Source organism: Williamsia sp. Y853 (assembly GCF_056786495.1).
The window spans coordinates 638561-663870 of record NZ_JBXCJC010000003.1 but is presented as its reverse complement, the minus strand read 5'-3'; the positions used below and the strand labels follow the sequence as shown (position 1 = coordinate 663870).

Annotated in this window: 22 protein-coding genes; 11 read left to right on the top strand and 11 right to left on the bottom strand. The window is 62.5% G+C overall.

The annotated features are described in order from the left end of the window. Positions 1-91: 91 nt before the first annotated feature. The 6 genes from AC1TPF_RS19255 to AC1TPF_RS19230 all read right to left on the bottom strand — a co-directional run bounded on the left by AC1TPF_RS19255 (position 92) and on the right by AC1TPF_RS19230 (position 4953). Positions 92-1522: an MmgE/PrpD family protein gene (locus AC1TPF_RS19255; protein WP_482145000.1), complete on the bottom strand. Its 1431-nt coding sequence runs from the start codon at positions 1520-1522 to the stop codon at positions 92-94. Then, the gene (locus AC1TPF_RS19250) at positions 1519-1827 is read right to left on the bottom strand and encodes a hypothetical protein (protein WP_482144999.1); all 309 of its coding nucleotides are present in this window, start codon (positions 1825-1827) and stop codon (positions 1519-1521) included. The genes AC1TPF_RS19255 and AC1TPF_RS19250 overlap by 4 nt, the downstream gene beginning before the upstream one ends. Positions 1828-1892: 65 nt before the next feature. After that, positions 1893-2768 (bottom strand): HpcH/HpaI aldolase/citrate lyase family protein, encoded by an 876-nt coding sequence (locus AC1TPF_RS19245; protein WP_482139567.1) that lies wholly within the window; start codon positions 2766-2768, stop codon positions 1893-1895. Further along, on the bottom strand, positions 2752-3564 hold the full coding sequence (locus AC1TPF_RS19240) for an IclR family transcriptional regulator (protein ID WP_482144998.1): 813 nt from the start codon (positions 3562-3564) through the stop codon (positions 2752-2754). Before AC1TPF_RS19240 ends, AC1TPF_RS19245 begins: the two co-directional genes overlap by 17 nt. Then, positions 3561-3815, bottom strand: coding sequence for a hypothetical protein (locus tag AC1TPF_RS19235; protein WP_482139565.1), 255 nt, complete (start codon positions 3813-3815; stop codon positions 3561-3563). The genes AC1TPF_RS19240 and AC1TPF_RS19235 overlap by 4 nt, the downstream gene beginning before the upstream one ends. 70 nt (positions 3816-3885) lie before the next feature. Then, positions 3886-4953 carry a class I SAM-dependent methyltransferase gene (locus AC1TPF_RS19230; protein WP_482139564.1) on the bottom strand — a complete coding sequence of 356 codons (1068 nt, stop codon included), beginning with the start codon at positions 4951-4953 and terminating at the stop codon, positions 3886-3888. A gap of 619 nt (positions 4954-5572) precedes the next feature. On the opposite strand from AC1TPF_RS19230, the gene AC1TPF_RS19225 reads away from it, so the two are divergent. From AC1TPF_RS19225 to AC1TPF_RS19205, 5 genes are all read left to right on the top strand, one after another. Next, complete coding sequence (locus AC1TPF_RS19225) at positions 5573-6940, top strand: FAD-dependent oxidoreductase (protein WP_482144997.1); 1368 nt, start codon at positions 5573-5575, stop codon at positions 6938-6940. A 58-nt stretch (positions 6941-6998) separates the two neighbouring features. Continuing rightward, a complete protein-coding gene (locus tag AC1TPF_RS19220) occupies positions 6999-8471 on the top strand; it encodes a dihydroorotase (RefSeq protein ID WP_482144996.1) in 1473 nt (490 codons plus the stop codon). Further along, on the top strand, positions 8468-9706 hold the full coding sequence (locus AC1TPF_RS19215; RefSeq protein ID WP_482144995.1) for a CaiB/BaiF CoA transferase family protein: 1239 nt from the start codon (positions 8468-8470) through the stop codon (positions 9704-9706). The genes AC1TPF_RS19220 and AC1TPF_RS19215 overlap by 4 nt, the downstream gene beginning before the upstream one ends. A gap of 85 nt (positions 9707-9791) precedes the next feature. Then, positions 9792-10850, top strand: a complete 1059-nt coding sequence (locus tag AC1TPF_RS19210; RefSeq protein ID WP_482139560.1) for an alpha/beta hydrolase — start codon at positions 9792-9794, stop codon at positions 10848-10850. A gap of 389 nt (positions 10851-11239) precedes the next feature. Next, positions 11240-12544, top strand: coding sequence for a GAF domain-containing sensor histidine kinase (locus tag AC1TPF_RS19205; protein ID WP_482144994.1), 1305 nt, complete (start codon positions 11240-11242; stop codon positions 12542-12544). 31 nt (positions 12545-12575) lie between these two features. Here the strand turns inward: AC1TPF_RS19205 and AC1TPF_RS19200 are convergent, their stop codons facing one another. From AC1TPF_RS19200 to AC1TPF_RS19190, 3 genes are all read right to left on the bottom strand, one after another. Next, positions 12576-13043: an Hsp20/alpha crystallin family protein gene (locus AC1TPF_RS19200; RefSeq protein WP_482144993.1), complete on the bottom strand. Its 468-nt coding sequence runs from the start codon at positions 13041-13043 to the stop codon at positions 12576-12578. Between the two features lie 112 nt (positions 13044-13155). After that, entirely contained in the window at positions 13156-13803 is a 648-nt protein-coding gene (locus AC1TPF_RS19195; protein WP_482139939.1) for a response regulator, read from the bottom strand. 110 nt (positions 13804-13913) lie between these two features. Beyond that, positions 13914-14804: a universal stress protein gene (locus tag AC1TPF_RS19190; RefSeq protein WP_482139557.1), complete on the bottom strand. Its 891-nt coding sequence runs from the start codon at positions 14802-14804 to the stop codon at positions 13914-13916. Between the two features lie 554 nt (positions 14805-15358). Between AC1TPF_RS19190 and adhP the strand changes: the two genes are divergently transcribed. The 4 genes from adhP (at position 15359) to acpM (ending at position 20199) form a co-directional block, all read left to right on the top strand. Then, a complete protein-coding gene (adhP, locus tag AC1TPF_RS19185) occupies positions 15359-16387 on the top strand; it encodes an alcohol dehydrogenase AdhP (RefSeq protein WP_482139556.1) in 1029 nt (342 codons plus the stop codon). Positions 16388-16457: 70 nt separating this feature from the next. Next, on the top strand, positions 16458-18950 hold the full coding sequence (locus AC1TPF_RS19180) for an ATP-dependent Clp protease ATP-binding subunit (RefSeq protein ID WP_482144992.1): 2493 nt from the start codon (positions 16458-16460) through the stop codon (positions 18948-18950). A gap of 91 nt (positions 18951-19041) precedes the next feature. Continuing rightward, positions 19042-19857 carry a hypothetical protein gene (locus AC1TPF_RS19175; RefSeq protein ID WP_482144991.1) on the top strand — a complete coding sequence of 272 codons (816 nt, stop codon included), beginning with the start codon at positions 19042-19044 and terminating at the stop codon, positions 19855-19857. A 45-nt stretch (positions 19858-19902) separates the two neighbouring features. Beyond that, positions 19903-20199 carry a meromycolate extension acyl carrier protein AcpM gene (gene acpM, locus AC1TPF_RS19170; RefSeq protein WP_482139553.1) on the top strand — a complete coding sequence of 99 codons (297 nt, stop codon included), beginning with the start codon at positions 19903-19905 and terminating at the stop codon, positions 20197-20199. Positions 20200-20380: 181 nt separating this feature from the next. Here the strand turns inward: acpM and AC1TPF_RS19165 are convergent, their stop codons facing one another. Next, complete coding sequence (locus AC1TPF_RS19165; protein WP_482144990.1) at positions 20381-20893, bottom strand: PNPOx family protein; 513 nt, start codon at positions 20891-20893, stop codon at positions 20381-20383. 292 nt (positions 20894-21185) lie between these two features. Between AC1TPF_RS19165 and AC1TPF_RS19160 the strand changes: the two genes are divergently transcribed. Continuing rightward, entirely contained in the window at positions 21186-23912 is a 2727-nt protein-coding gene (locus AC1TPF_RS19160; protein WP_482144989.1) for a cation-translocating P-type ATPase, read from the top strand. 66 nt (positions 23913-23978) lie between these two features. Here the strand turns inward: AC1TPF_RS19160 and AC1TPF_RS19155 are convergent, their stop codons facing one another. Continuing rightward, a complete protein-coding gene (locus AC1TPF_RS19155; RefSeq protein ID WP_482139550.1) occupies positions 23979-24245 on the bottom strand; it encodes a helix-turn-helix domain-containing protein in 267 nt (88 codons plus the stop codon). A 96-nt stretch (positions 24246-24341) separates the two neighbouring features. Between AC1TPF_RS19155 and map the strand changes: the two genes are divergently transcribed. Further along, the gene (gene map, locus AC1TPF_RS19150) at positions 24342-25124 is read left to right on the top strand and encodes a type I methionyl aminopeptidase (RefSeq protein ID WP_482139549.1); all 783 of its coding nucleotides are present in this window, start codon (positions 24342-24344) and stop codon (positions 25122-25124) included. Positions 25125-25310 lie beyond the last annotated feature (186 nt).

Below are 25310 nucleotides of genomic sequence, written 5' to 3'. Positions count from 1 at the left end.
TCTGCACGATCCGTCGACCTCGACGGAACCGGGTCCAGTCATGTCCCCTCACCGCGCGGAGCCCCGTGGATCGGCGCGGTGAGGGAACGGATCAATCGATGAGCGCGTTCATCAGATCGCTCACGGTGCCACCATGTGCCAAGCCGAGGGCGAGCTCTCCGACGAGTTGGGTTGACTGACCCAGTGTCTTCGTTGCGTTGAGTCCGAACTTGGTCATCAGTTCGTCTGACGACAACGGATTTCCGGGTCCACCGCGGTTGACGCTGATCCGAACTTCGTGCCGGGTGCCGTCAGTGGTGACCACTCGCAGCACTGCCGGGAACTGATTCGGGTAGATCCGGTTGCACTCGGCATCTTCGACACAGGTCACCTTTGCCGCGAGGGCGAGCCTGTCCGCGTCGTGTGCACTCGCGTCGGTGAAATCGCTGTGCCCAACACCCAGACCGCTTCCGCCGATCAGCGCTGCCGCGACCGTGTACGGACCCGAGAACGCGGCGTGATAGCCGGACTTCGGTCGGGCCTTGTCCTCGACGGGTTGTGCAATTGTGCGCAACACCGGACCCGAGACGCCGAGTTCGATCGACGTGATGTCCGACGGATTCACCCCGCGTTCCCGGATGGCCAGTGCGGCATCGATTCCGGCGTGCGTGAAGTGGTTGCAGGGATAGGGCTTGAAGAAGATGCCCGGAAGTTCCCAGTGCTCGCCGAGCCGGTCGACGACAGCAGATGCATTGGCCCGGTCGCCACAGTAGGCGTTGAGGAATCCGAATCTGCCCTCGATGACCGTGGGGGGACCGGTGAGGCCATTCATCGCCAGCTCGGCTGCGGTCACACCGGCATGTGCGGCCCACCCGCAATGGGCACGCTTGACCGTGCCGCCGGTGCGGTTGGCCTCGATGAGCCCGGCGCCCATACTGGCGGCGATACCGATAGCGTGTGCGATCTTCGTCTCGTCGAGCCGGTAGACCATCGCGGCGGCGACGGCAGCACCGATGGCACCACAGATCGATGTCGCGTGAAGGCCTCGCTCGAAGAATTCCGAGTTGCCCAAAGCCTCGTCGTAGCCACCCATTCCGAGGCGTACGGCGACCTCGATACCGACACCGGCGGCGTCGAGCATGGTGCTCGAGTCGACACCTTCGGCTTCGGCCACGGCAAGTGCGGCCGGGATCACCGACGCCGACGGATGCAGAACCGAGGGCAGATGAGTGTCATCCGAGTCCATCGAATGGGCGAGCGTTCCGTTGATCAGCGCTGCTGTGGCCGCCGGAAAGCGCATTCCGGTCCCGATACCGGCTGCTGCCTCACGCCCGCCCCAGTTCTTCGCAACTGCTATGACGGCCGCGGCCGGACTCTCATGGCGCGCTGCAACACTGTTGCCGACCAGGTCGAGGACTCGACGGGCGACGTCGTCGCGAAGATCATCGGCAAGGCCGTCACGGGAGACGGTGTATGCCAGCGCCGCCAGTTGCTGGACGACGGTGAGCTGGGACCCGGATGTGTCCGGGGTTGCCGCACTCATGCCGACACCACTGCCACCGGCCGGACGGGTGAGGCGGTGATCGCGTAGCCCGCAGGCAAGGTGTCCACACCGTGCAGCCCGGCGATGTCGAGGAGGATTCCCCTGGTCATCATGAAATCTCTTTCGCTGCTGACCCGCCGTCGGGTCGAACCATGTCGCCGTGCCGCCGGATCAGTGTCATTCGGAAGCCAAGATGATTTGGCGAACAGGGCATTCCGGTGAAATTGGGGATGCCCGAGTTCGCCATGGCGTAGGCCGGCGGCCACCGCCGACATAAGTGGATCTGCCACAGTGGTTGAGGTCATCAAATACTCCTGTCGTTCGCACCGCCGGGATCTCCGGTGGCACCGTGATTTGTTGAGGGCGAAGCTCAGCGCTGGGCGCTTGTGCTCGCCGAAGTCTGGGCCGTACGGGCGCGGGCGAGTACGGCACGCGCCTGTTCGACGACGGCGTTGTCGATGAAGCGTCCGTGTTTGTCGATGAAGGCGGCGGTGCCCTCCGACTGTGCCTGCGCGGCGGCATCGACGGTCTCTTGAGCCCGATCGATCTCGGCCGATGCCGGTGTGAAGACATCGTGCACGATCGGTATCTGCCGGGGATGGATCACCGATCGGCCGAAAAACCCGGTATCGCGGCCGGATTCGCTGTCTGCCCGCAGACCGTCGAGGTCTGACACTTTGGTGTAGACGCTCTGGATCGGGGACTCGAGTCCGGCGGCCCGGACCGCGGCGACCAACCAGCCTCGTGACCACGCCAGTCCAGAGGCAGGTACCCGCAGGTCGGCGGCGAGGTCGGCTTCACCGGCACTGATGCCGGTGACCAGCGGATGTGCCGCAGCGAGTGCGGCGACGCCGAGAAGACCACGCGCAGACTCGACCAAGAGCTGCATCCGGATACCGGTCTCGTCTCCGATGGCCCGGATCAATTCGGGCGCTTCGGCTTTCGGTATCCGGATACCACCCATCGAACTGGAGGCCAGGGATGTGCCCGCCAGGGCTTCGATATCTGCGCGGTGCCACGGGCTGGCGGTGTCGTTCACCCGCACCCAGATCTGTGGTGAATCCGGTGTATCTGCCCACTGCTCGATCGTCGCGACAGCCGCTGATCGGGCGTGCGCTTTGGCATCCGGAGGGACCGCGTCCTCGAGATCGATGACGACGGCATCGGCACCGCTGGTGATTGCTTTCTCGATACGAGCTCCGGAGTGGCCAGGGACGTACAGCCAGGACCTAGGCGTTATGTGCACGGGTTGTATCCGTTCCGTTGTCGGTCGGCAGGCCACCACGCCATCCGAGTGTCCGGGACACCTGGTCGGCGGCTGCGGTCACAATCGGTACATAGCCGAGAAGAACCTTGTTCGGCATCCGGTGGATCGGACCGCAGACCGAGAGGGCACCGATGGCAAGACCATCGAGATCGAAAACCGGGGCAGCGATCGATGATGCGCCTTCCTGCCTTTCGCCACTGGAGACGCACCAACCCTGTTCTCGGATCTCCTGCAGACTTCCGCGGAGGGCTTCCGGGTCGGTGATCGTCGCAGGGGTGAGGCGATCGAGGGGGTCGGCGAGTACGGCGTCGTTCAGTGCCTGCGTCTGGAATGCCAGGATGGTGCGCCCAGAACTCCCGGTATGCAGCGGAAAGCGACGACCGAGTTCCACCGTCATCTTGATCTCGTTGCGGCTCTCCACCTGGTCGAGATAGACGCGGCCGCGGCCGGCCATCGCTGTCACCGTCGCCGTCTCACCGGTTTGCTGTTGCAGGTCGGTCAGCAACGGCCGTGCGATCTCTCGCAGCGGGGACGATCGCAGAGCCGACGCGCCGAGCGCTGCGGCGGCAGGTCCGAGCGCGTACTCCCGATCCGGAGTCGTGATGACGAGCAGGCCGCGGTCGACGAACGTGGTCAGGACGCGGTGAACCACAGCCTTCGACAGGTTCAGCTCCCGTGCGACACGCGATACGCCGAGCGGTCCGTTGGTGAAATGCAGGAGGATGTCTGCGGCTCGGGCGGCCGACGTGGTGGTGTTGTTCACCGCGCCGCTCATCGCCGGACCCCGACGGGTGCGCCGAGTACCTTGCGGATGATCCGCTGGCGCTCCCGGCGAAGACGCGTGGACAGGGCTTCACCGGGCTCGTGGAGGTCGACGGACTCCACGGTGACGACGTCGTTGTCTTCGAGGACTTGTTCCAGGGTCATCACGCGGTCCCGCAGGATCCACAGTTCCTGGGTCAGTGTCGTGACCATGCGCGCCAGTTCGTCATTGGTCGCGTTCTCCAAGTAGGAGGGACTACTCATCTTCTTCTCGATTCGTGTTTTGCGACAGCCGTTTTCGGTGCCCGCGGACGATGCGTTGGGTGACGGGCGATCAGGCCTGGGGTTTGACGCCGCGCGCAACCCACGGGTATTTGCCGGGGCCGACGCCGTATTCCTCGATGTCGACGAAGCCGGCATCGCGCAGCAACGCGCTCCGATCCAGCAGTAACGCGCCACGCCAGAACGGCTCGTTGCGGTTTTCGGTCTCCCAGTCGAGAACCACGCACCGGAACAGCGAATCCTGCTCCGAGTACGGTGCCACGTCGCCGATGATGACCTCGCCGCCGGGTCGGCACAGCCGGAAAGCCTCGGCGACGATCGTCCTTGCCGCAGGCACCGGAATCTCGTGAAGCAAGATGAAGGCGGTAACCATGTCAAAGCTGTTGTCGGCGTAGGGTGTCGACTCGCAAGCCGCTTGACGCAGGTCCCATTCCCAGCCGTTGCGGGCCGCGATGAGTTTGGCGTGCTCCAATTCAGTACGGCCGAGGTCGACACCCGAGATCTTCGCGTCGGGCCAGGCCTGCTGCAGAGCGGCGGCGTATCGCCCGGTGCCGATGCCCAACTCCAAAATCGACTCGTAGGAGCGGAGGCGGCCTTCCTGCGCGACGAGAAGACGCTGATCCGCGAACGACTCACCGGGCTTGACGGCGCCGATGCCACCGGTGGCGAAGAGTAGATCGTAGACGTAGTCATGGATCATGAAGCCCATCCGCTCATGGCCTTCCCATCCGCCCGGAGCGAGGTGGAACTCGGTGTCCGACCAGTATTTGGGTGCCTCGACCGTCGGGTCGAGAACAAGGTTTCCACCCTTGTGCGCGTTCGCCTCGTACTCGGCTTCGACCGCGCAGCTGCCGTCGTCGTAGGCGTCCCGAGCTGCCACGAACTGCTGCTCTCCTGAGAATCGGGTGTAGAACCGGTCCCAGGTGTAGTTCTGGGACTGCTCCAGAAGACCTGCAGCGAATCTGATCTGGGCCTGCAGGCCCTCGGGCAGCTGCACACCCTCGGTCAGTGCGTCGAGGTCCGCAGACGCCGCCGACTGCAGTTCCTTACCGCTCCACGCGGCCAGATCGGCGAGGAAATTGAAATTGGCGCGACCACGCTGCCGAAGCCCTGTTTTCATCGTTGTTCCTTGTCTTTCGAGACCGGTGGTCTGCGTGAGATCAATTGTTGGAGGACTGGTGCCGGCGGCGAAATCGCATGTGACGTCCGTTCGTTAATGAGCCTTGATCTCGCCTGCTGCCGTGCGCCCGTTCCGTTCAGCGGACCTCCTGATAGCCGGAAGACGCCCGTATTAGGCATATTAAACATCATCGCGCGATGAAAACGTGTCTTTTTGTAACAAGAGTGTCTTGTGACCTCGTGTTTCTTCGTACAGTGGACGAATCCACTTACTGCAACTAACGTTCCGGGTAACGAAACGAAGGCTCGCAAATAGCCCTCGAATCCGAGCGGTGACCGAACTCGTTCCGAAGACCGTGCCGCCATCGGCGGCGACGGACAGTGAACTATCCTTCGCTCGCGGCCAGTCCAGCACTCCGCACGACAGAGAAGAGAGTCCAGTGGCGACAACCGATCGCAATGTGTTCAGCGTGCCCGGCGCCGACTTTCCAGATCGGCACCCAGTTCATCTGTGACGACCGCTGGGCGCTCTGCACTCAGCGCAGGTCTGGCGCTGCGATGAATGACTGACGGTCACCGATCAACCGATTCCGACGAAAGACCGAGAACTGTGACGATGCATGAGTGAAAACGGACCCGACCTTGTCGTGGCAGGTGCCGGTGGTGGCCTGATCGCGGCTCTGCGTGCTGCGCAGGGCGGTCTCGACGTGCTGGTGGTCGAGGCGAGCGAGCATTTTCGGCGTGGCAACAACACGTCGATGTCGACAGCGATGGTGCCCGGCGCGGGTTCGCGCTGGCAGGCGGCTGCAGGCATCGACGACTCGCCCGAGCGCTTCGTCGACGACATGGTTCAGAAGACCAAGGGTGCGGTCGACATGCCGCTGGCCCGCGCGCTCGCCGAAGTCAGTGCGACACTCGTGGAGTGGATGGCAGATGACCTCGAGATGCCGCTCGATCTGGTCACCGACTTTCCGTACCCCGGTCACTCGGCACTGCGTTGCCACACCATCGAGGGCCGGCACGGAAGTGCCCTGATCGATCACCTCATCCGGCTGGTGTCCGCGCATCCGCGGATCGACCTGATGGTCCCGGCCAAGCTCACCGACGTCGCACTGGACGACTCCGGTGCGGTGTGTTCGGTGACTGTCACATCGCCCGATGGGGCGACCGAGGAGATCGAGACCACCGCTGTCTTGCTGGCCACCAACGGTTTCGGTGCCAACAGTGCGATGGTCTCGGAGTTGTTGCCCGAGATCGCAAATGCCGTCTATCACGGTAGTGAGCACTCGACCGGCGACGCGCTGGAAATCGGAAGGCGGCTCGGCGCGGACACCGCCTTCCTGGACGGGTATCAGGGTCACGCGGCATTGTCCAAGAAGGCAACCACTCTCGTGGGCTGGGCGACGGTCATGCACGGGGGAGTTGTCCTCAACGTCGAGGGCAAACGATTCGGCGATGAGACCACCGGCTATTCCGAATACGCCGCGATCCTTGCCGCACAGCCTGGTTCGTCGGGCTGGATCGTCATCGACAAAGAGATCTATCAGAGGTGTCTGCTGTTCACCGACTTCCAGCAGACCGTAGATTCTGGTGCCCTGGTGTGGGCCGATTCGGCCGAGCAACTCGCCGAGGCAACCGGACTGCCGCAGGCACAGGTCGTCGACGAACTCACCCGGGTTGCCGAGTACTCGAACGGCTCTGCCGCCGACCCGTTCGGGCGAGCGAGTTTCGGACGCACGCTCGAAGCGCCCTATGCCGCAGTGGAAATTGTTCCCGCCCTGTTCCATACCCAGGGCGGCCTCCGGGTCGATCGTCGGGCACGGGTGCTTCACGCCGAAGGCGCACCCATACCCGGCCTCTATGCCTCGGGCGGTGCGGCCATGGGAATCTCCGGCCACGGTGCATCTGGATACCTCGCCGGAAACGGTCTTCTGCCCGCGTTGGGCTTGTCGTACCTCGCTGCGAACTCGGTACTCGCCGCACTTTGAGACAACGCCGAGAACAACTCTCGGCACTTCACCATCCCCTCAGTTGAAAGGAACCACCATGGCGAGTACATCGCTCCTGATCAAGAATGCACGGGTCGTTCAGACCGGACCGGAACATCCGGAAGAGGGCGAGTTCCTCGACATCCTGATCACCGACGGCAAGTTCTCCCGCATCGAGGCATCAATCCCAGTCGACCCGACATATGAGGTCATCGACGCTGCCGGACGCATCGCATTCCCCGGTGTCGTTGACGCGCATCAGCACTGGGGTATCTACAACCCGCTCGGCGACGACGCCGAGATCGAGTCACGGGCATCTGTGCAGGGTGGTGTCACCACTGCGCTGTCGTATATGCGCACCGGCCAGTACTACCTGAACAAGGGTGGCGCCTACGGTGACGTGTTCCCCGAGGTGCTCGAGCAGACCGAGGGCAAGCCCTTCGTCGACTACGCCTACCACCTGGCGCCGATGTCGAAAGAGCACATCGCCGAGATCCCTTCGCTGATCGAAGATCACGGTGTCACCTCGTTCAAGATCTTCATGTTCTACGGAAGTCACGGACTGCATGGTCGCTCCACCGACCAGAGCGAATTCCTGATGATCCCGAAGGACGAGCGGTACGACATCGCACACTTCGAGTTCGTCATGCGTGGTATCCAGAAGGCGCGGGAGCAGTTGGCCGACAAGGCCGATCACGTCTCGCTGTCTCTGCACTGCGAGACCGCCGAGATCATGAGCGCGTACACCAAGCTGGTCGAAGAAGAGGGCACGCTGACCGGCCTCGCCGCGTACAGCGCCTCGCGTCCGCAGCACTCCGAGGGCCTGGCCGTCACCATCGCGTCGTTCCTCGCCGACGAGACGCAGATGCCCAACATCAACCTGCTGCACCTGAGTTCGGCCAAGGCATTCGTCGCCGCGATGCGGATGGCAAAAGCTTTCCCGCACGTCAACTTCCGGCGTGAGGTCACCATCGGACATCTTCTCGCCGATATCGACACCGCGTACGGCCTCGGCGGAAAGGTCAACCCGCCGCTGCGTCCCCGTGATGACGTCGAGGCACTGTGGGAGCACGTCATCGCGGGCAACGTCGACTGGGTTGTCAGCGATCACGCCTGCTGCAAGGACGAGAAGAAGTTCGCCGAAGACCGTGGTGACATCTTCGCCGCGAAGTCCGGATTCGGTGGCGCCGAGTACCTTCTGCCCGGACTGGTCAGCGAAGGCCGCAAGCGTGGACTGAGCTGGCAGCGGATCGCCCGGCTCACCGCGACCAATCCGGCGGAGCGTTACGGACTCCCGGGCAAGGGTGCCATTGCGGTCGGCATGGACGCCGACCTGGCGCTCGTCGACCCCGATCACAATTGGACGGTTCGTCCGGAGGACTCGGAGTCCGCTCAGGAATACACCCCGTTCGAAGGCTTCGAGCTGGCGGCCAAGGTCACCGACACCTTCGTCCGCGGACAGCGCGTGCTGACCGACGGAGCGGTCTCCGGGACACCGGCCGGTCGCTACCTGCACCGCCCGTACAAATGAGTGATCCGGTGACCACCGATTCCACGGAGGTCCCCAGCGGGCCGGTTCCGACCGGCCCGCTGGCCGGCATTCGAATCCTCGATGTGTCGACCATCCTGGCCGGACCGTTGGCTGCCCAGATTCTGGGTGACTTCGGGGCGGATGTGATCAAGATCGAACATCCGACCCGTCCGGACGGCATGCGCGGCCATGGGCTGGAAAAGGACGGTCAACCGCTCTGGTGGAAGATGGTCTCGCGCAACAAGCGCACGCTGTCGCTGTATCTGGGCAGTGACGAAGGTGCAGCCATCTTCCGGCGTCTGGTTGCCGAGGCCGACGTGGTGATCGAGAACTTCCGGCCGGGCACGTTCGAGAAGTGGGGCCTTGGCTACGACGTCCTGTCCGAGATCAATCCCGGCCTGATCATGTTGCGCGTGACCGGCTTCGGTCAGACCGGGCCGTACTCCGGTCGGCCCGCGTTCGGCACCCTCGTCGAATCGATGAGTGGCTTCGCCCACCTCACCGGTGCTGCCGACGGCCCGCCCACCTTGCCGGCTTTCGGCCTCGCGGACTCGATCGCCGGGATCGCCGGAACCTCTGCGGTGTCGATGGCGCTCTTCCACCGGGAACGCACAGGCAAGGGACAGGTCATCGACCTCGACCTGCTCAGTCCGATCATGACGGCCGTCGGTCCGGGCATCATCTATGCCGATCAACTCGGCATCGATCAGAAGCGGAGCGGGAACCGATCGAGCAACAATGCTCCACGGAACCTGTACCGCACCAATGACGATCACTGGCTCGCCATCTCCACCAGTGCGAACTCGATCGCCGAACGTGTGCTGCGCCTGGTCGGGCATCCGGAGGTCATCGACGAACCGTGGTTCGCCACCGGCCGTCAGCGTGCCGCCCATGCAGATCTCCTCGACGGCTACGTCGGTTCGTGGATCGCTGAGCGGACGCGCGACGAGGTGATCGATGCATTCGAGTCCGCCGGCGCCGCAGTGGCACCGGTGTACAAGCCGAGCGACCTGCTCAAAGATCCGCAGGTCCAGCACATCGGCATGACAACAACGGTGGATGATGCCGATCTGGGTCCCATGCGGATGCAGAACGTGATGTGGCGGATGAGCCAGACTCCAGGCAACATCCGGCACACCGGTCGCCCACACGGTTCCGACACCACCGAGATCCTGTCCGAAATCGGTTGTGATGCAGATGAAATAGCTACGTTGCGCGAGCACCGGACGGTGTGATTTCCAGTCAACCGGTGATCGTGGGCTCAGTGCATCGGTGGCCGGACTCACGTCCGGTCAGTAGGTTTCGCGTACTCTCACGATCGTGAGCCAGGCCACCGCGATGTCACTGTCGACCCGAGTGAGAATCCAGCGCATTCTCATGCAGCTTGCTGCGCATATCCCGCAGGCAGTACTCCGGATGGCGGGCCGGCGAAGCCGAGTGAATGCGGACGGTGACCGGATCGCCGTCGAGATGGCCGTGACAGGTTTCTTGGCCGCGCATGTGAAGTCCTTCGACATCGCCGGGAAATCGGTCGCCGAGGCTCGTGTGGACCTGCGGGCCAATGCGGTTGCATTGGCCGAGGATCTTCCTCCGATGGCCGTGGAGGAGGACCTGTTGGTCGACGGGCCCGGCGGCATGCTCCCGATCACCCGCTATCGAGCTCAGACGGACTCGACGGGCGTCGTGGTCTTCTTCCATGGCGGTGGTTGGGTGATCGGGGATCGTGTCAGTCACGACAACCTGGTGCGCAGGCTGGCCATCGCGTCCGGTGCCGACGTTCTGTCGGTGGACTATCGGCTGGCTCCCGAACATCGGTTTCCGGCCGCCGTCGACGATGCGGTTGCTGCGTGGCGGTACGCGGTGGATTCCGCACCGCGCTGGGGTGTTTCGACGTCGCGGATTGCCCTCGCCGGGGACAGTGCCGGAGGAAATTTGAGTGCTGTTGTGGCCCAGCAGGTTCGAGATGAGGACGTGACGCCTTGCCTTCAACTGTTGATCTACCCCGGTACCGACGCCACAGCTCGACACGCATCGCGCCGGGAGTTCGCGAACGGGATGTACCTGACCGACGAGCGCATCGACTGGTTCCTCGATCACTACGTGCCCGATATCGCGATGCGCAGTGACCCTCGGGTGTCGCCGCTGCTGGCGCAAGACCTTTCGGGACTGGCCCCGGCTTATGTCGTCATTGCCGGATTCGATCCACTCCGGGACGAGGGGATCGCTTACGCGCAGCGGCTCGCGGCGGCAGGCGTGTCCGTCACATTGGATCGCGCAGGCAGTCTGATTCACGGATTCGCAAATATGACCCTGATCAGTGCGGACGCCCGTGCTGCGGTCGACCGGATGGGTGCAGCATTGGCCGACGCGTTTCGTTGAGAAAGAGTGGAACCGTCCGGTCGGGTGTGCGAAACATTTCCGAAAAGGAGTTGTGGCATTGCGATTCAAGCGATCCCGGACTGGATCAGCATAAAATCAGTGTCCGAATATCTGTAACTAAAATGTGATTCAATTGTTATGGGCTCGTTGAATACCGGTTTGCTATATCCGATATGCCCGCCAACGGTCCGTTACATCGATTGGGTGCTCGTCGCGCAGGTGAACATCGCAAAATCTCCACATGGCCACCGATAACCGGAGAGATTCCATTTCCAAGTCGATATTCCAACGGCTGCAGCCAATTTGATCAAACGGAAACCCGCGGGGGCGCTTTGCCACTAGCGTGGGTTTTGTAATACTGCGTGACCACCCGATCTACGGGGGACCTTATGGAACTGACGTCCGCCGCTTCACAGGAACTGCGAGGTGGTTCGTCCCTCCTCCGCGTACGTGACCTTTTCGGCGAAGTCCACGACCAGATTGCGCACCTGGAGGGACCGAGTGCGCAAACCGACGAGCTCATCGAAGCACTGGCTTCGGCTGCGGCCGTGGTGGTCGACAACGCATGGCTCTACGACGAGTCCCAGTCGAGATTGGGGTGGACCGAGGCCATCAGTGATGTTCGAGCCGAGTTGCTGTCGGGTGCCGACTTCGACGCGGTTGTGGAGATGATCGCCCGACGGGCGATGGACCTGACGGGCGGAAATGTCGCAATCATCGCCAGACCGCGGGATCCGGAACAGCCTCGCGAACTGGTCCGCGAACTCGTCGTGACCGTGGCCGAAGGTGAGTGCATTTCGCAATCCGTCGGTCGCATCATCCACATCGCAGGATCAACTGTCGGTGCGGTGTACTCCGGGCGGACGCCACATTTGTGTGATGAGTTGGAAGGCGAGATCTCGGGCCTCACCATGAGTACCGAAGGTCCGGCCTTGGTCGTCCCGTTGAGTGGTGGGGACACGATCAGCGGCCTCTTGGTCGTTGCCCGCCGGCGCGGGCAGAGTCCGTTCAGCCAAGACATGCTGACGCTGGCTGCGAACTTCGCTGATCAAACGGCGTCAGCACTGTCGGTGGCGGCGGCGAATCGGCGCACCCACGAACTGGAAGTGTTTGCAGACCGGGACCGAATTGCACGCGACCTGCACGACCACGTCATCCAGCGCGTTTTCGCCGCGGGGATGAACCTGCAGGGGACCGTACAGCGAACCCGGTCTCCAGATGTCCGACGCCGGCTCACCGGCACCATCGATGATCTGCAGGACGTGGTGCAGGAGATTCGCGCGACCATCTTCGACCTGCAGAACGAAGCGCCGCAGACCCCGCAGCTGCGCCAGCGGATACACGAGGTCATCGACAACCAGGCGGGGGATACCAGCGTCAAGACCTACCTGCGGCTATGCGGACCACTGTCCGTGGTCGGAGCCGATTTGAGTGACCACGTGGTTGCGGTCGTCAGAGAAGCGGTGAGCAACGGAGTTCGTCATGCCGCCGCCGAAACGATCACCGTGACCATTTCGGTCGGCAACGATCTCACTATCGAGGTCATCGACGATGGGATCGGCATGCCGACCGAAGTGGTTCCCAGCGGTCTGGGCAATCTGCGCTCCCGTGCACGTGAACTCGGCGGGGACCTGACGTTGTCCTCGCCGGGCACCGGCACCGGTCTGATGTTGTCGTGGTTCGTGCCGCTGTGACAGATGGCCTCTCGTCAATTGCCTCGTCGGGTCACTTGGTCTCGACGGTGATCTGCTTGCCCTGTGACTTGGCTTCCGACAGCGGCACCGTCACGGTGAGAATTCCCTTGTCGTAGTCCGCTGTGACCTTGTCCTCGACAAAACCGTTCGGCAGCGGCATCGATCGGATGAACGAGCCGTAGGCGAACTCGGATCGAGTATCGGACTTCTCCTCAACGGTGCGCTCTGCCTTGAGCGTCAGCATGCCGTCCCGGACTGTCACGTCGACGTCCTTCTTCGGATCGATGCCCGGCAGCTCGGCGCGCACGACATACTTGTCATCGGTCAACTCGTCTTCGATCCGGATCAGATTCGAACTCGGTCGCATCGAGCCGAGTGCGGGGAATGCGGCGAAGAAATCTGCCACGTCGGGGATGAGTGATTGGATCGGATGGCGTGTCGCGGGCTTGTTCGTCGCGGGCTTGTTCGTCGCAGGCTTGTTCGTCGCGGGCTTGTTCATCAGGGAGACCTCTCAGTCGGTTACGGTCTGCCTGTATTTCACCGGACTTCGATACGTCGGCGGGAGGGCAAAAAGACCTTGTGTCGCGGCCGAACGAAAGGGCCGACAACCCTTATCGGCCGGGATTCTTGGGGTGCCTTTCGAGCTTGGCGGCGTATACGGCCGCCTGCGTGCGGCGTTCCATTCCGAGTTTCGCCAACAGCCGGGAGACGTAGTTCTTCACCGTCTTTTCCGACAGATGCATCCGGGCGGCGATCTGGCGATTCGTCAGACTCTCGCCGAGCAAGGCGAGAAGTGTCTGTTCCTGCTCGGTGAGTGCGTCGAGGGGACCGGTCGCCCCTTGCGTGCGGAGTTGATCCATGAGCGCCGCGGCCGCGGTGTTGTCAAGAAGCGACTTGCCTGCCCCGACATCTTTGATCGCTTTGGCCAGGTCCATCCCGGCGATGTTCTTTACGACGTACCCGCTGGCTCCGGCGAGAATGGCGTCGAGCATCGCCTGGTCTTCGGTGAACGACGTCAGCATCAGACACCGGAGATCGTCGAGTTTGGTGCGCAACTCCCGGCACAGTTCAATGCCGCTGCCATCTGGCAGTCGAACGTCGAGAACGGCCACGTCGGGTTTCAATGCCGGAATCCGGGCAAGGGCCTGAGCGTAGGTGCCGGCTTCCCCGATCACGGCCAGATCGGGGTCAGAGCCGATGATCTCGATCAACCCTCGCCGCACCACCTCGTGGTCATCGACCAAGAACACCGAGGTCACAGCTGCACTCCCCATATGGCGTGCTCCTCAGATGGTGATGACAGATCCGGTTGTGGCTCGCTCAATTGTAGGCGCAGGAAATGGTCCGTCGACCGCCTTGAGTAGTCGGGTCAGGGACGCGCGATGAGCACGGGACAAGACGCGGTGTTCAGCAGGACACGGCTCGTCGACCCGAGAACGCGGGCGATGAAGTTGCCGCGTCCTCGCGAGCCAACGACCAGCAGGGCGGCGTCGGTTGACGCATCCCGCAGTGCAGCGACCGGCTCGCTGTCGAGAACCAACTGGGAGACCTCGAGGTCTGGGTACTGTTCACGGTATCCGGCAAGCGATTCGGCAAGTACCGCCTCTTCGGCCGTACGCGCGTCATCCCACGACAACCCCCCGCGATCGGCCTTGAACACCGGGTGAAGTCTCGTGAAGTTCCAGGCGTGGATGGCCACGAGTCGAGCGTTTCGTAACGATGCTTCTTCGTACGCCAGACGCACAGCCAGTTCGCCCGATCTCGATCCGTCCACACCGACGACAACAGCATCCGGCGTCGTGTCCCGCGCCGGACCGGGATGTTCGCGAACCACCACGACCGGACACGCCGCGTGGGACGTCAACGCATCGGCGACCCTCCCGAGCAGGCCGGGGACTCGGGGAGTTTGTCCTTCAGCGCCGATAACCAGTAGATCCGCGCTCGCCGATATTCGCTGCAGGCCCAATCGGGGTTCGCACAAGAGGCGTTTCGTCTCGATGACGATGTCTGTAGCAGCGTCCGCGACCTCAGATTCTGCCAGCGACCTCGCCTCCGCCAGGTCCTTGTCGGCGCGCTCGTTGAGGAGATCGAAGTACGCGTCGGGTATCGGATAGTCGCTGAGGGTGATCAGATCGTCGTCGACACAGCAAAGAAGCAGCAGTCGGGCCGATCTGATCGCAGCTTCGCGTGCGGCCCACCGCACTGCGCCGTATGACGCTGCCGAGCCGTCGACACCTGCGACAATCGGTTTGTTCTCCATGTTCGCTCCTGACATCGAGCACAGGCCATACCGTAACCACGGTCCCATCTTTCAGTCCGGTTCGGTAGTGCCACAGGGCACCGCAACCCATGCCGAATGTCACCTGGGCCGATCGGCGATGAGATTGATGGTCGACCAACCCGCGACCGGGTCACTTTGCTCGGGCGATCTTCGATGAGTGGCGTCCGCACACCTGTTTGGCGGATCGCAACGGGATGCGGCCGGCCGCTTGTCCGCTGTGCCAATGGATTGTGGAATCTGAAAGGACATTGCGCCACAACAGGTTCCGTTGCACTCGAGTGTCGATACGCGCTTCCGGTGCGTGTCCATGATGCTTCGAAGTTCAGGCCGTATTCATGTGGGGGAGGCGGCCTGTCTTGTTGACGAAGGTCAACGAGCGTGACCGTCTCCCGATGACACTTGGCATTCGTTCGATGACTTTGTGCCCGCGCGGCCAAGAGGCCACGCGTGATGCACTGAGATTCGTGGCGTCATCGGCGGTTGCCGCCCTCTGCTAGAGACCACGAACTTCGGACAGAAGGGTCAGCACAGTAATGGAGATGATGAAGGCCGCGGTCGTCCAGAGTTTCACTGGTCCACTTGTCGTCGAAGAAGCTCCGATCCCGTCACCCGGCCCGTTCGAAGCCTTGGTCAAGGTCGACTATTCCGGCGTGTGCCACACGGATCTGCATGCGGCGCGGGGGGATTGGCCGGTCAAGCCGCAAGTCCCATTCATTCCCGGCCACGAAGGTGTGGGAAAGGTCATCGCGACGGGTGACAGCGTCACCCGGCTTGCCGTCGGAGACACCGTTGGAAACGCTTGGTTGTGGAGTGCTTGCGGCGAATGCGAATACTGCGAGACAGGCTGGGAAACATTGTGTCCCAACCAAATCAATGGCGGCTACAGCGTGGACGGATCGTTCGCAACCCATATGCTCGTCGACTCCCGGTACGCCCCGATCATCCCTGACAACGTCGACTTGAAGGCTGTGGGACCCATCCTGTGTGCCGGCGTCACCGTCTACAAGGGTCTCAAGGTCACCGATACCCAGCCCGGAGAGTGGGTGTTGATCTCGGGCATCGGTGGACTCGGGCATATCGCTGTTCAGTACGCGCGCGCCATGGGGCGGAGAGTGATTGCGGTCGATGTCGATGACGCCAAACTCGACCTGGCCAAACAACACGGTGCCGAGATCGGCATCAATGCCGCCAAGGTCTCCGATCCGGCGGCGGTCATCCTCGAGTCCACCGGTGGCGGCGCCCACGGCGCGTTGGTCACCGCGGTCAATGCCCATGCCTTTCCGCAGGCTGTGGCGGGTCTTCGTCGTGGCGGCACCGTCTCTCTGGTCGGTTTGCCGCCGGAGGCGTTTCCGCTCGATATCTTCACCACAGTGCTCTTCGGTCTCACCGTGCGCGGGTCGATCGTCGGTACTCGAAAGGATATGGCGGAAGCGCTCGACTTTTTTGCCCGTGGACTGATCGAACCCACATACACGGTGCGCGAATTACCTGAAATAAACGACATCTTCACTGCCATGACCGACGGCGATATCAACGGACGCATTGTTCTCGATCTCACCTGAACCACGTTGGCGCGGCACTGTCGTCGAATGGTGAGGCCGCCGGCGCACCGGAGAGAGAAAGGTACGACTGATGACCAACCCCTGGATGGACCAAAGCCCCTTCGACGATATGTTCAACCGATTCTTCGGCACTGAACGACCCCGTCCGCAGGTCCAGCGTGTCGACTTGGGGCGGCTGCTCAACGACGAGGCCAAACTGTTGGTGGCAACGGCTCGCGAGGCCGCAAAGCAGTGGAACAGTGATGAACTCACACCGGAACACCTGCTCTATGCAGCAGCGCAAGTCGAAACCTCGCAGAATATGCTGAGAGAGTTGGGAATTGATCCCGAGCAGCTCGCCACGGAGATGTATGAGCGCATCACCGCGGTCCCGTCAGAACCACACGGCGGCGACCTCCCGCTGAGTCCCGCCACCAAACTCGCGCTGCGTACCGCTCAGCAGCAGGCTTATCAGGCCGGTGTCAGCTATGTCGGGCCTGAACATATTCTTGTGGGAATCGCGTCGAGCGCCGAGACACCTGCAGCCCAGGCCTTGGCCGGCAATCTGAAACCTGATGGAGCGCAGTCAGGTTCGGGCGCTGGTGCCAACAGCGAGACGCCTACGCTGGAGGAATACGGTCGCGACCTGACCGCCGAGGCGCGTGCGGGGAACATTGATCCGGTGGTGGGTCGCGCGGACGAGATCGAACAAACCGTGGAGATCCTTTCCCGCCGACGCAAGAACAACCCGGTCCTCATCGGCGATCCGGGTGTCGGCAAAACTGCGATTGTCGAAGGATTGGCGCAGCGAATCGTCAATGGCGATGTTCCATCCACCCTCGCGGACCGTCGGGTGATCGCCCTCGATATCGGTCAGGTCGTGGCAGGAAGCAAGTATCGGGGTGAATTCGAAGAACGGCTGACCAAGATCCTCGACGAGATCAGGGCTCATTCGGATGAACTCGTCATCTTCATCGACGAGCTACATACCATCGTCGGTGCGGGTTCGAGCGGCGAAGGTTCAATGGACGCGGGCAATCTCCTCAAGCCGGCGTTGGCCCGTGGCGAACTCCACACCATCGGTGCCACCACCATTGACGAGTACCGCAAGTACATCGAGAAGGACGCCGCTCTCGAGCGTCGCTTTCAGCCGATCCTGGTGTCGGAGCCGTCGGTTGACGACACCATCGAGATTCTCCGGGGTCTTGCCGACACCTACGAGGCTCACCACCAGGTCCACTACACCGACGAAGCGCTCATCGCTGCCGCTGAACTCTCCGACCGGTACATCACCGATCGGTTCATGCCCGACAAGGCGATCGATTTGATCGACCAGGCCGGGGCTCGTGTGCGGTTGCGTACCAAGACACCTGGCACTGACGCTCGCGCCGTCGAAGAAGAGCTGGCCCGTCTTGAACGCGAGAAGGACTCAGCCGTTGCGGCCGAAAACTACGACCGCGCCGCGGAATTGAAGGCCGAGATCGCGGCGCAGAAGGACGGGGTTGACGAGTCCTCCGACAGCCGCACCCAAGATGTCACCATTGTGGACATCGCCGAAGTCGTCTCGCGCCAAACGGGCGTGCCCGTCGCCGAACTGACCGCCGAGGAACGCACAAAGCTCCTCGCGCTCGAGGACGTGCTGCATTCCCGCGTCATCGGCCAGGACAAGGCCGTCACGGTTGTCGCCGAGGCGGTGCGACGGGCACGGGCGGGGCTGGCCGATCCCAGCCGCCCCATCGGTTCGTTCCTCTTCCTCGGGCCCACGGGCGTCGGCAAGACAGAACTCGCGAAAGCGTTGGCAGAAGCCGTCTTTGGTGACGAGGACCGGCTGATCCGGTTCGATATGAGCGAGTTCCAGGAAAAGCACACGGTTTCGCGTCTGGTCGGAGCACCTCCCGGTTATGTCGGATACGAAGAAGCGGGCCAGCTCACCGACAAGGTGCGAAGGCAGCCGTATTCGGTGATCCTCTTCGACGAGGTCGAGAAGGCGCACGCGGACGTATTCAATGTCCTGCTGCAGCTACTCGATGATGGTCGCGTCACCGACGCACAGGGGCGCACAGTCGATTTCAAGAACACGATTGTGATACTCACCAGCAACATGGGATCGGACCTGATCCTCAACACACCAGACGCGGACACGATCGCCGTGCAGTTGATGGAACGTCTGCATTCGCATTTCCGTCCGGAGTTCCTCAATCGTATCGATGAGATCGTGACCTTCACGCGCCTCGACGAGGAGCAGCTACGCGCCATCGTCGAGCTGACACTCGACAGCACCCGCCGCCGGCTTCGCGCACAGGATATCGGGCTCTTGGTCAGTACCGCAGCCCAGGACTGGTTGGCGCGCACCGGTTACCAGCCGGAGTTCGGTGCGCGACCGCTGCGCCGGACGGTGCAGCGAGAGCTCGACAACAAACTGTCGCACTATCTGCTCGACGGCGCGCTCGTCCCGGGCGACACCGTCAACGTCGATGTCGCCGACGACACCCTGAAGATCACCTTTGATGCGGGCGATGCCGCAGAGGGTGACGAGAGCGCTGACATCAGTACCGAGAAAAAGCCGTCGAAACATTCGGTGTGACGAGGCGTCCAACGGTGATCGGTTGACCGGAGCAGTAGCCAGGTGTCCAATTCCCTGGACACCCGGCAGATGAACGTGCCACACTCGTGCGGTGACTTCCTCTCACACCTCCTACCGCATCGACGTCGCCGTGGCAGCGGTGAACGCCGCTCGCACACGGTCTTCAGTCGCTGATCTGGCGCAACGTCAGGTAGTTGCGGCGGCTATTGCGTTGATGCGGGCCGAAGGGCTCAGCGATCGGAAGATCGCGACCGCAATGGGCATCTCGAAATCGTCGATTCGGGCCATGTCTGTCGAGCCGACACCCGATCCTGATCAGCAGCGCGACGTCACACGGCTGGCACATCAGGTTTGGGTCGATGTCGCCGATCTCGCCGGGGAGCGGTTCGTCGTCGAGGGCGATGACATCCCGAGTTTTGAACGTATGGCCGCGCACGGCATCGAGCTTGCGTTCCCGGCTTCGCTGGGACGCGCGGACACGACCTCGCGCGAATATGTTCAGATGACCACGGGGCAGCGGATACTCGTCTTCTCCCAGTCGCGATGGAACGGTTTTCCCGACCAATCGGCCGCGTTGGGCTGGGACCATCGGGGAACCTACATCATCCATCGTTGCCCAGGCCTCCACGCCGATGGATGCGCCGAATCGCACACGATCATGCCGCCGAGTGAACTCGGCCTCGAGGATGGTGTCGAGGTCTACGGATCGGGTTGGGACGACCGCAAGCCGACAGCGCACCAGGTCTGGAAACTCCTCACCGCAGCCATCGAAGAACACTTCGAGGTGTTCGATCCTTCCTATCCGGAACTCGAATTGCGCAGGCGCCCGGGCACGACACCGCGGTACCCGACCCGCGCCGGGAACAGTGGTGTCGCCGCAGACGTGAGCCGACCTTCACCCCGTTGAATATCAAACCATCGCAACCCAATTCCGAGAAGAGGACATCTATTCATGGCTACTGAACAAGAATTGATCGCAGGCATAGCCGAGATCATCGAAGAGGTCACCGGTATCGAGCCAGAGGAGATCACCATCGAGAAATCGTTCGTCGACGACCTCGACATCGACTCGTTGTCGATGGTGGAAATCGCGGTGCAGACCGAAGACAAGTATGGCGTGAAGATTCCCGACGAAGATTTGTCTGCTTTGCGCACCGTCGGCGACGCCGTCGCATATATCCAAAAACTCGAATCAGAGAACGCCGATGCTGCCGCGGCGATCCGGTCACGCATACAGGAACAAGACTGACTGTTTCCGAAGGTTTGTCCCGACCAATGCGGCAGGCGACGTAGCGTGATCTGTCGTCCTCGCCAAATGTTCGGGCAATTCGAAAGGGTAGCCGACCTGATCCTCGCAGGGCAGTCTACTTAAGGGTCCGATGGTGTTGGTGCCCTGCCGATCTCACACCTTCCACACAGGGCAAGGTCGATCAGATGGGACCGTCGAGGTGTTGCTCGATCCGGAATACGGGATAAGACGCTGCGACACCGCGAAATTCGGACAGCGGTGCGGTGCGGGGGACCGGGATGTGGGGCCGGGCTCCTGGCGCCACCTGCACATAGCGCCGCAAAATCGGCGCTCGTTCATCGACGGGGATTTCGACGAGGCGCACCGGCTGCGTACCGAGCGTCGCCTCGCCGGCGGCCGCTCGTACATTGCGCACCCAGTTCGCGTCATCTCCCAGCATCGACACCAAATACCGTGACTCCTCGAAATCGGTGACCACCACCGGCACTGATACGGGTTTACCGCTGCGTCGGCCGCGAACCACCAGCGTCGCCGCACGCCCTGACGTCAACCAGCCTCGGGAATACAACCACGCCGAGAGCGAGTTCATCGCGCGAGCCAGCGCATGTGGGCGACCACCCCGATACATCCACCTCTTCGGGGCATACCACCACGGTCCACCCCGCCGCGTCTGGCTCGGGCTCTCCTCGGTCACCACCGCACCTCCCAAAAGCTGGTCATCACAACATAAACTCACTTTCGCCCTCGCCCGTCAACCGGCATGTGAGCGGGCTCCGGCTGCGATAACGTCGAAATTGCCGCACGGTCGATCGTCTTCCCGGGTTCGACGCGCGTAGGTGATGGGCCCGAGTGCGGACCGTTTGGGGCGTGTGGCCGGTGCAGTGCCGTCTCGTCTGAATCGGTCTTTTCTGACTTTTGCGCGGAACAGCTTGTGCGCCAGAGGTGTCTCGTTGGCAACCTCTGATGAGCCCGGTGAGGAGCCCTGAATGTCCGAGCAGCTACAGAGCGTTACGCACACTGCGAGCGTTGAGAAGATCGTCGGGGATCTCGACGTCGACATCGAGCAGGGTCTGTCGAGTGGGGACCAGCGTCGGCGCCTCGCGGACTATGGCGAGAACAGTCTGGATGAAGCCGCACGTATCCCGCCCTGGCGCAGAATTGCCCGGTTGCTCGCCGACAAGATGACGGTGGTGCTCATCATCGCTGCGGCGGTCAGCGCTGCCGTCTCCCACGATTGGGAGACACCCGTCGTCATCCTTGCGGTGATCAGTCTCAACACGGTGCTCAATTACGTTCAGGAGACCCGGGCCGAAGGCAATCTGCAAGCTCTCCGGGATATGTCCGTGGCGGTCTCGCGGGTTCGCCGCGACGGGCGTGTGCAGAACGTGGACCGCACCGAGATCGTGCCGGGCGATGTGGTGCTGCTGGAGGCCGGCGACGTCATACCCGCCGACGGTCGGGTGGTCGAGACTGCGCGATTGCAGGTGGCCGAGTCGGCGTTGACAGGGGAATCGAACCCGGTGGACAAGAGCGCCGCGGTGCTCGACGATCCTGATCTGCCCATCGGGGACCGGACGAACATGCTGTTCATGAACACCGAGGTCACCCGCGGACGAGCAACCATGGTTGTGACCGGCACCGGGATGAACACTCAGTTCGGAACCATTGCAGCGCTGCTTCATACCGCAGGGGCGGACAAGACCCCATTGCAGCGCCGCATCGATCAGCTGGCCACGTTGCTCACTGTTGTTGCATTTGTTGTGGTCCTGATCGTGTTCCTACTCGGGCTCATTCGGGGTGAGTCTTGGTCAGACATGTTGCTGACGGCGGTATCTCTCGCGGTGGCAACCATTCCAGAGGGTCTGACCGCGGTCGTCGCCTTCACCTTGGCGATGGGGGCCTCCCGGCTCGCCAAGCGTGGTGCCATCGTCAAACAGTTGGCGGCCGTCGAGACACTGGGCAGTACAACGCAGATCGCCACCGACAAGACCGGCACACTGACTCTCAACGAGATGACCGTGCGCCGTCTCGAGGCAGCAGGTCAAACTTTCCGTGTCACGGGGTCGGGCTACACCACCGAGGGCAAAATCCTGACCGACGGTGAGCAACCTCTGCCCGACTTCCGCCGCGCACTCCTGGCGATGTCATTGTGCAACGACGCCAGTGTTTCCGAGGGTGTGCTGGTCGGCGATCCCACTGAAGGTGCCCTCGTGGTGCTTGCCGAGAAGGGTGGCGTGGACGTTGTCGGTGCCCGCCGGAGCTATCCGCGCGTGGCCGAGGTCCCGTTCGATTCCGAATACAAGTTCATGGCGACGTTTCATGTCCACCAGAGTCCCGACGACACCCCTGGGGTTCGCTGTTACGCCAAAGGTGCGCCGGGACCGTTGCTGGCACGCGCCAGTCAGGTGCGCGACGTCGATGGTGATCGTGTGCTCACCGATGAAGACCGGGCGGCGTTGGCGGCGATTGTTGACGAGCTGGCACGAGATGGTCTGCGTACCCTCATGATTGCCGGTAAGACACTCGAGCGCCTTCCCGAAGATGCAGAAGGGTTGTTCGACGTGGTCGACAGTTTGACCGTGTACGCCGTGGTCGGCATCCTCGATCCGCCGCGTCCCGAAGCCCGCGAAGCCATCGAGACGGCTCGGGGCGCCGGAATCGCCGTGCACATGATCACCGGTGATCACCTCACTACGGCGTCGACGATTGCCGGCGATCTCGGGATCGTCGGTGAGGCCGTGTCGGGTGCTGATCTCGACACGATCGACGACGCCGAATTACGCGAGCGCGCAGCGAGATTCGGCGTTCTTGCGCGAGTGGCGCCCGAGCACAAGATTCGCTACGTCAGGGCTTTGCAAGAGGCCGGCGAAGTGGTGGCCATGACCGGCGACGGGGTCAACGACGCACCCGCCCTCAAACAAGCCGATATCGGTATCGCCATGGGTATCACCGGCACCGACGTGTCCAAAGGTGCGGCGAAGATGATTCTCACCGACGACAACTTCGCGACAATCATCGCGGCGGTGCGGGAAGGCCGTGGGATCTACGCGAACATCATCAAGTTCGTGAAGTTTCAGCTCACCACGGCGTGGGGCTTTGTATTGATCTTTCTCACCGCGGGAGTGGCCGGTATCGCCGGTGGGACACCATTCACGGCGATCCAGATCCTCTGGGTCAACATCATCATGGACGGACCGCCCGCGCTTGCGCTCGGCGTCGACCCGACCGAACCCGACACGATGCGGCAGAAGCCGCGTTCGCCGAGCGAACGACTCCTCAACCGCAATAGGCTACTTCGGATTCTTGCCCTGGGAATTGTCATGGCGACCGGCACGATTCTCGTCATCGCCGGCGCCGATGAGATCTTCCCGGAAACGGCCGACGATCCTCTGGTCGATACAACACTGGGTTTCACGACCTTCGTCTTCTATCAGGTCTTCAACCTTCTCAATGTGCGCTCGGATCGGGTTTCCGTGTTCTCGCTGCAGACATTCACCAACCACACGATCTGGTTGTCCCTCGTGGCGATCATCGTCTTGCATATCGCGGTCATCAACGTCGGTGTCCTGCAAGAGCTCTTCGACACCACCTTTCTGACCGGCTCCCAGTGGTTCTTCGCAATTGCGGTTGCCTCATCAGTGCTGTGGATCGAAGAGGTCCGAAAAGCTGTGGTGCGGAGGGTCTGGCCGATAGATCGACAGCAGGCAGCGTGATGCTGTTCGCCGATCTCCGGTCAATTCGGTGTTCAGCTCGCCCAGGCAGGCCAGGGCGAGTTCACGTCAGCCACTTTTACGTAGGTCAGCGGGGGCAACGCAGATGTCCGCAAGGTCCTCGAGCGGCAGGTCGAGGGCACGGGCCAAGGCTGCAATGGTTGTGAATGCCGGAGTCGGCATCCGGCCGGTCTCGATCTTGCGGAGCGTCTCCGGTGAGATCGCCGCGGACTGCGCTACTTCGGCGAGCGTGCGATCGCCGCGAGCTTGGCGCAGATATGCACCCAGGCGCTGACCAGTCGCGAGTTGAGCAGGAGTGAGTGGGAGACGAACCATTCCACCAGCTTACTCCAGGCCGGTATGAAAATACCGACGAAACAGCTAGGCTGGTATTTAAATACCGGCCATCGGGCCGGTTGGAGAGGAACTCCCGTGCTCGAACTGAAGACACCTCGAGAGATCGACGCGATGCGCGTCACCGGCGCATTCATCGCCGAATTGCTCGACGACCTCACCGGCCAGGCGAAGCCGGGGGTGAATCTACTCGACCTCGAACACCGCGCCCGCGATCTGATCGCGCAGCGCGGTGCGCAATCGTGCTACTGGGACTACGCGCCGTCATTCGGGCGAGGCCCGTTCCGCAACGTCATCTGCCTGTCGGTCAATGATGCGGTGCTGCACGGCCTTCCGCACGACTACACACTGCGTGATGCCGATCTGCTGAGCATGGACATCGCGGTGTCGATCGATGGGTGGGTCGCCGACAGCGCCCGCAGTGTGATCGTCGGTGTCCCGCGACCCGAGGACGAGCGCCTGATCGAAGCCACTGAACGTGCCCTGGCAGCGGGGATTGCGGCGGCGTTGCCCGGCAACCGCCTGGGTGACATCTCGGCCGCCATCGGCGCTGTGGCCGCCGACTACGGATACCCGGTCAACACCGAGTTCGGTGGCCACGGACTGGGGCGCACCATGCACGAAGACCCGCACGTCCCCAATATCGGACGTGCGGGACGAGGTCTCAAACTGCGGCCCGGGTTGACCCTTGCGCTCGAACCCTGGCTCGCCCGCAGCACCGACAAAATCATCTACGACGATGACGGGTGGACCATCCGCTCCGCTGACGGATCTCGTACCGCCCACAGCGAACACACGATCGCCGTCACCGACGGCGCCCCACTTGTGCTGACGTGCCTGGATCGTTCGCGGGCACGATGATCCTGGGATCAATTGCGGGGGAGGGGATTCCAGCGACACATCCCGGGTGTCTCCGTCAATCGGGTACCTCGATGACGCGCTGCTCGGACATCGTCGGGAGGCACAAGGCACCATGATCGAACCCGTTTCGTGTTCGTCGTAGGTCAGGACGTCGTCGCCGTCGCTTTTGTCCATATCGCACGTCCG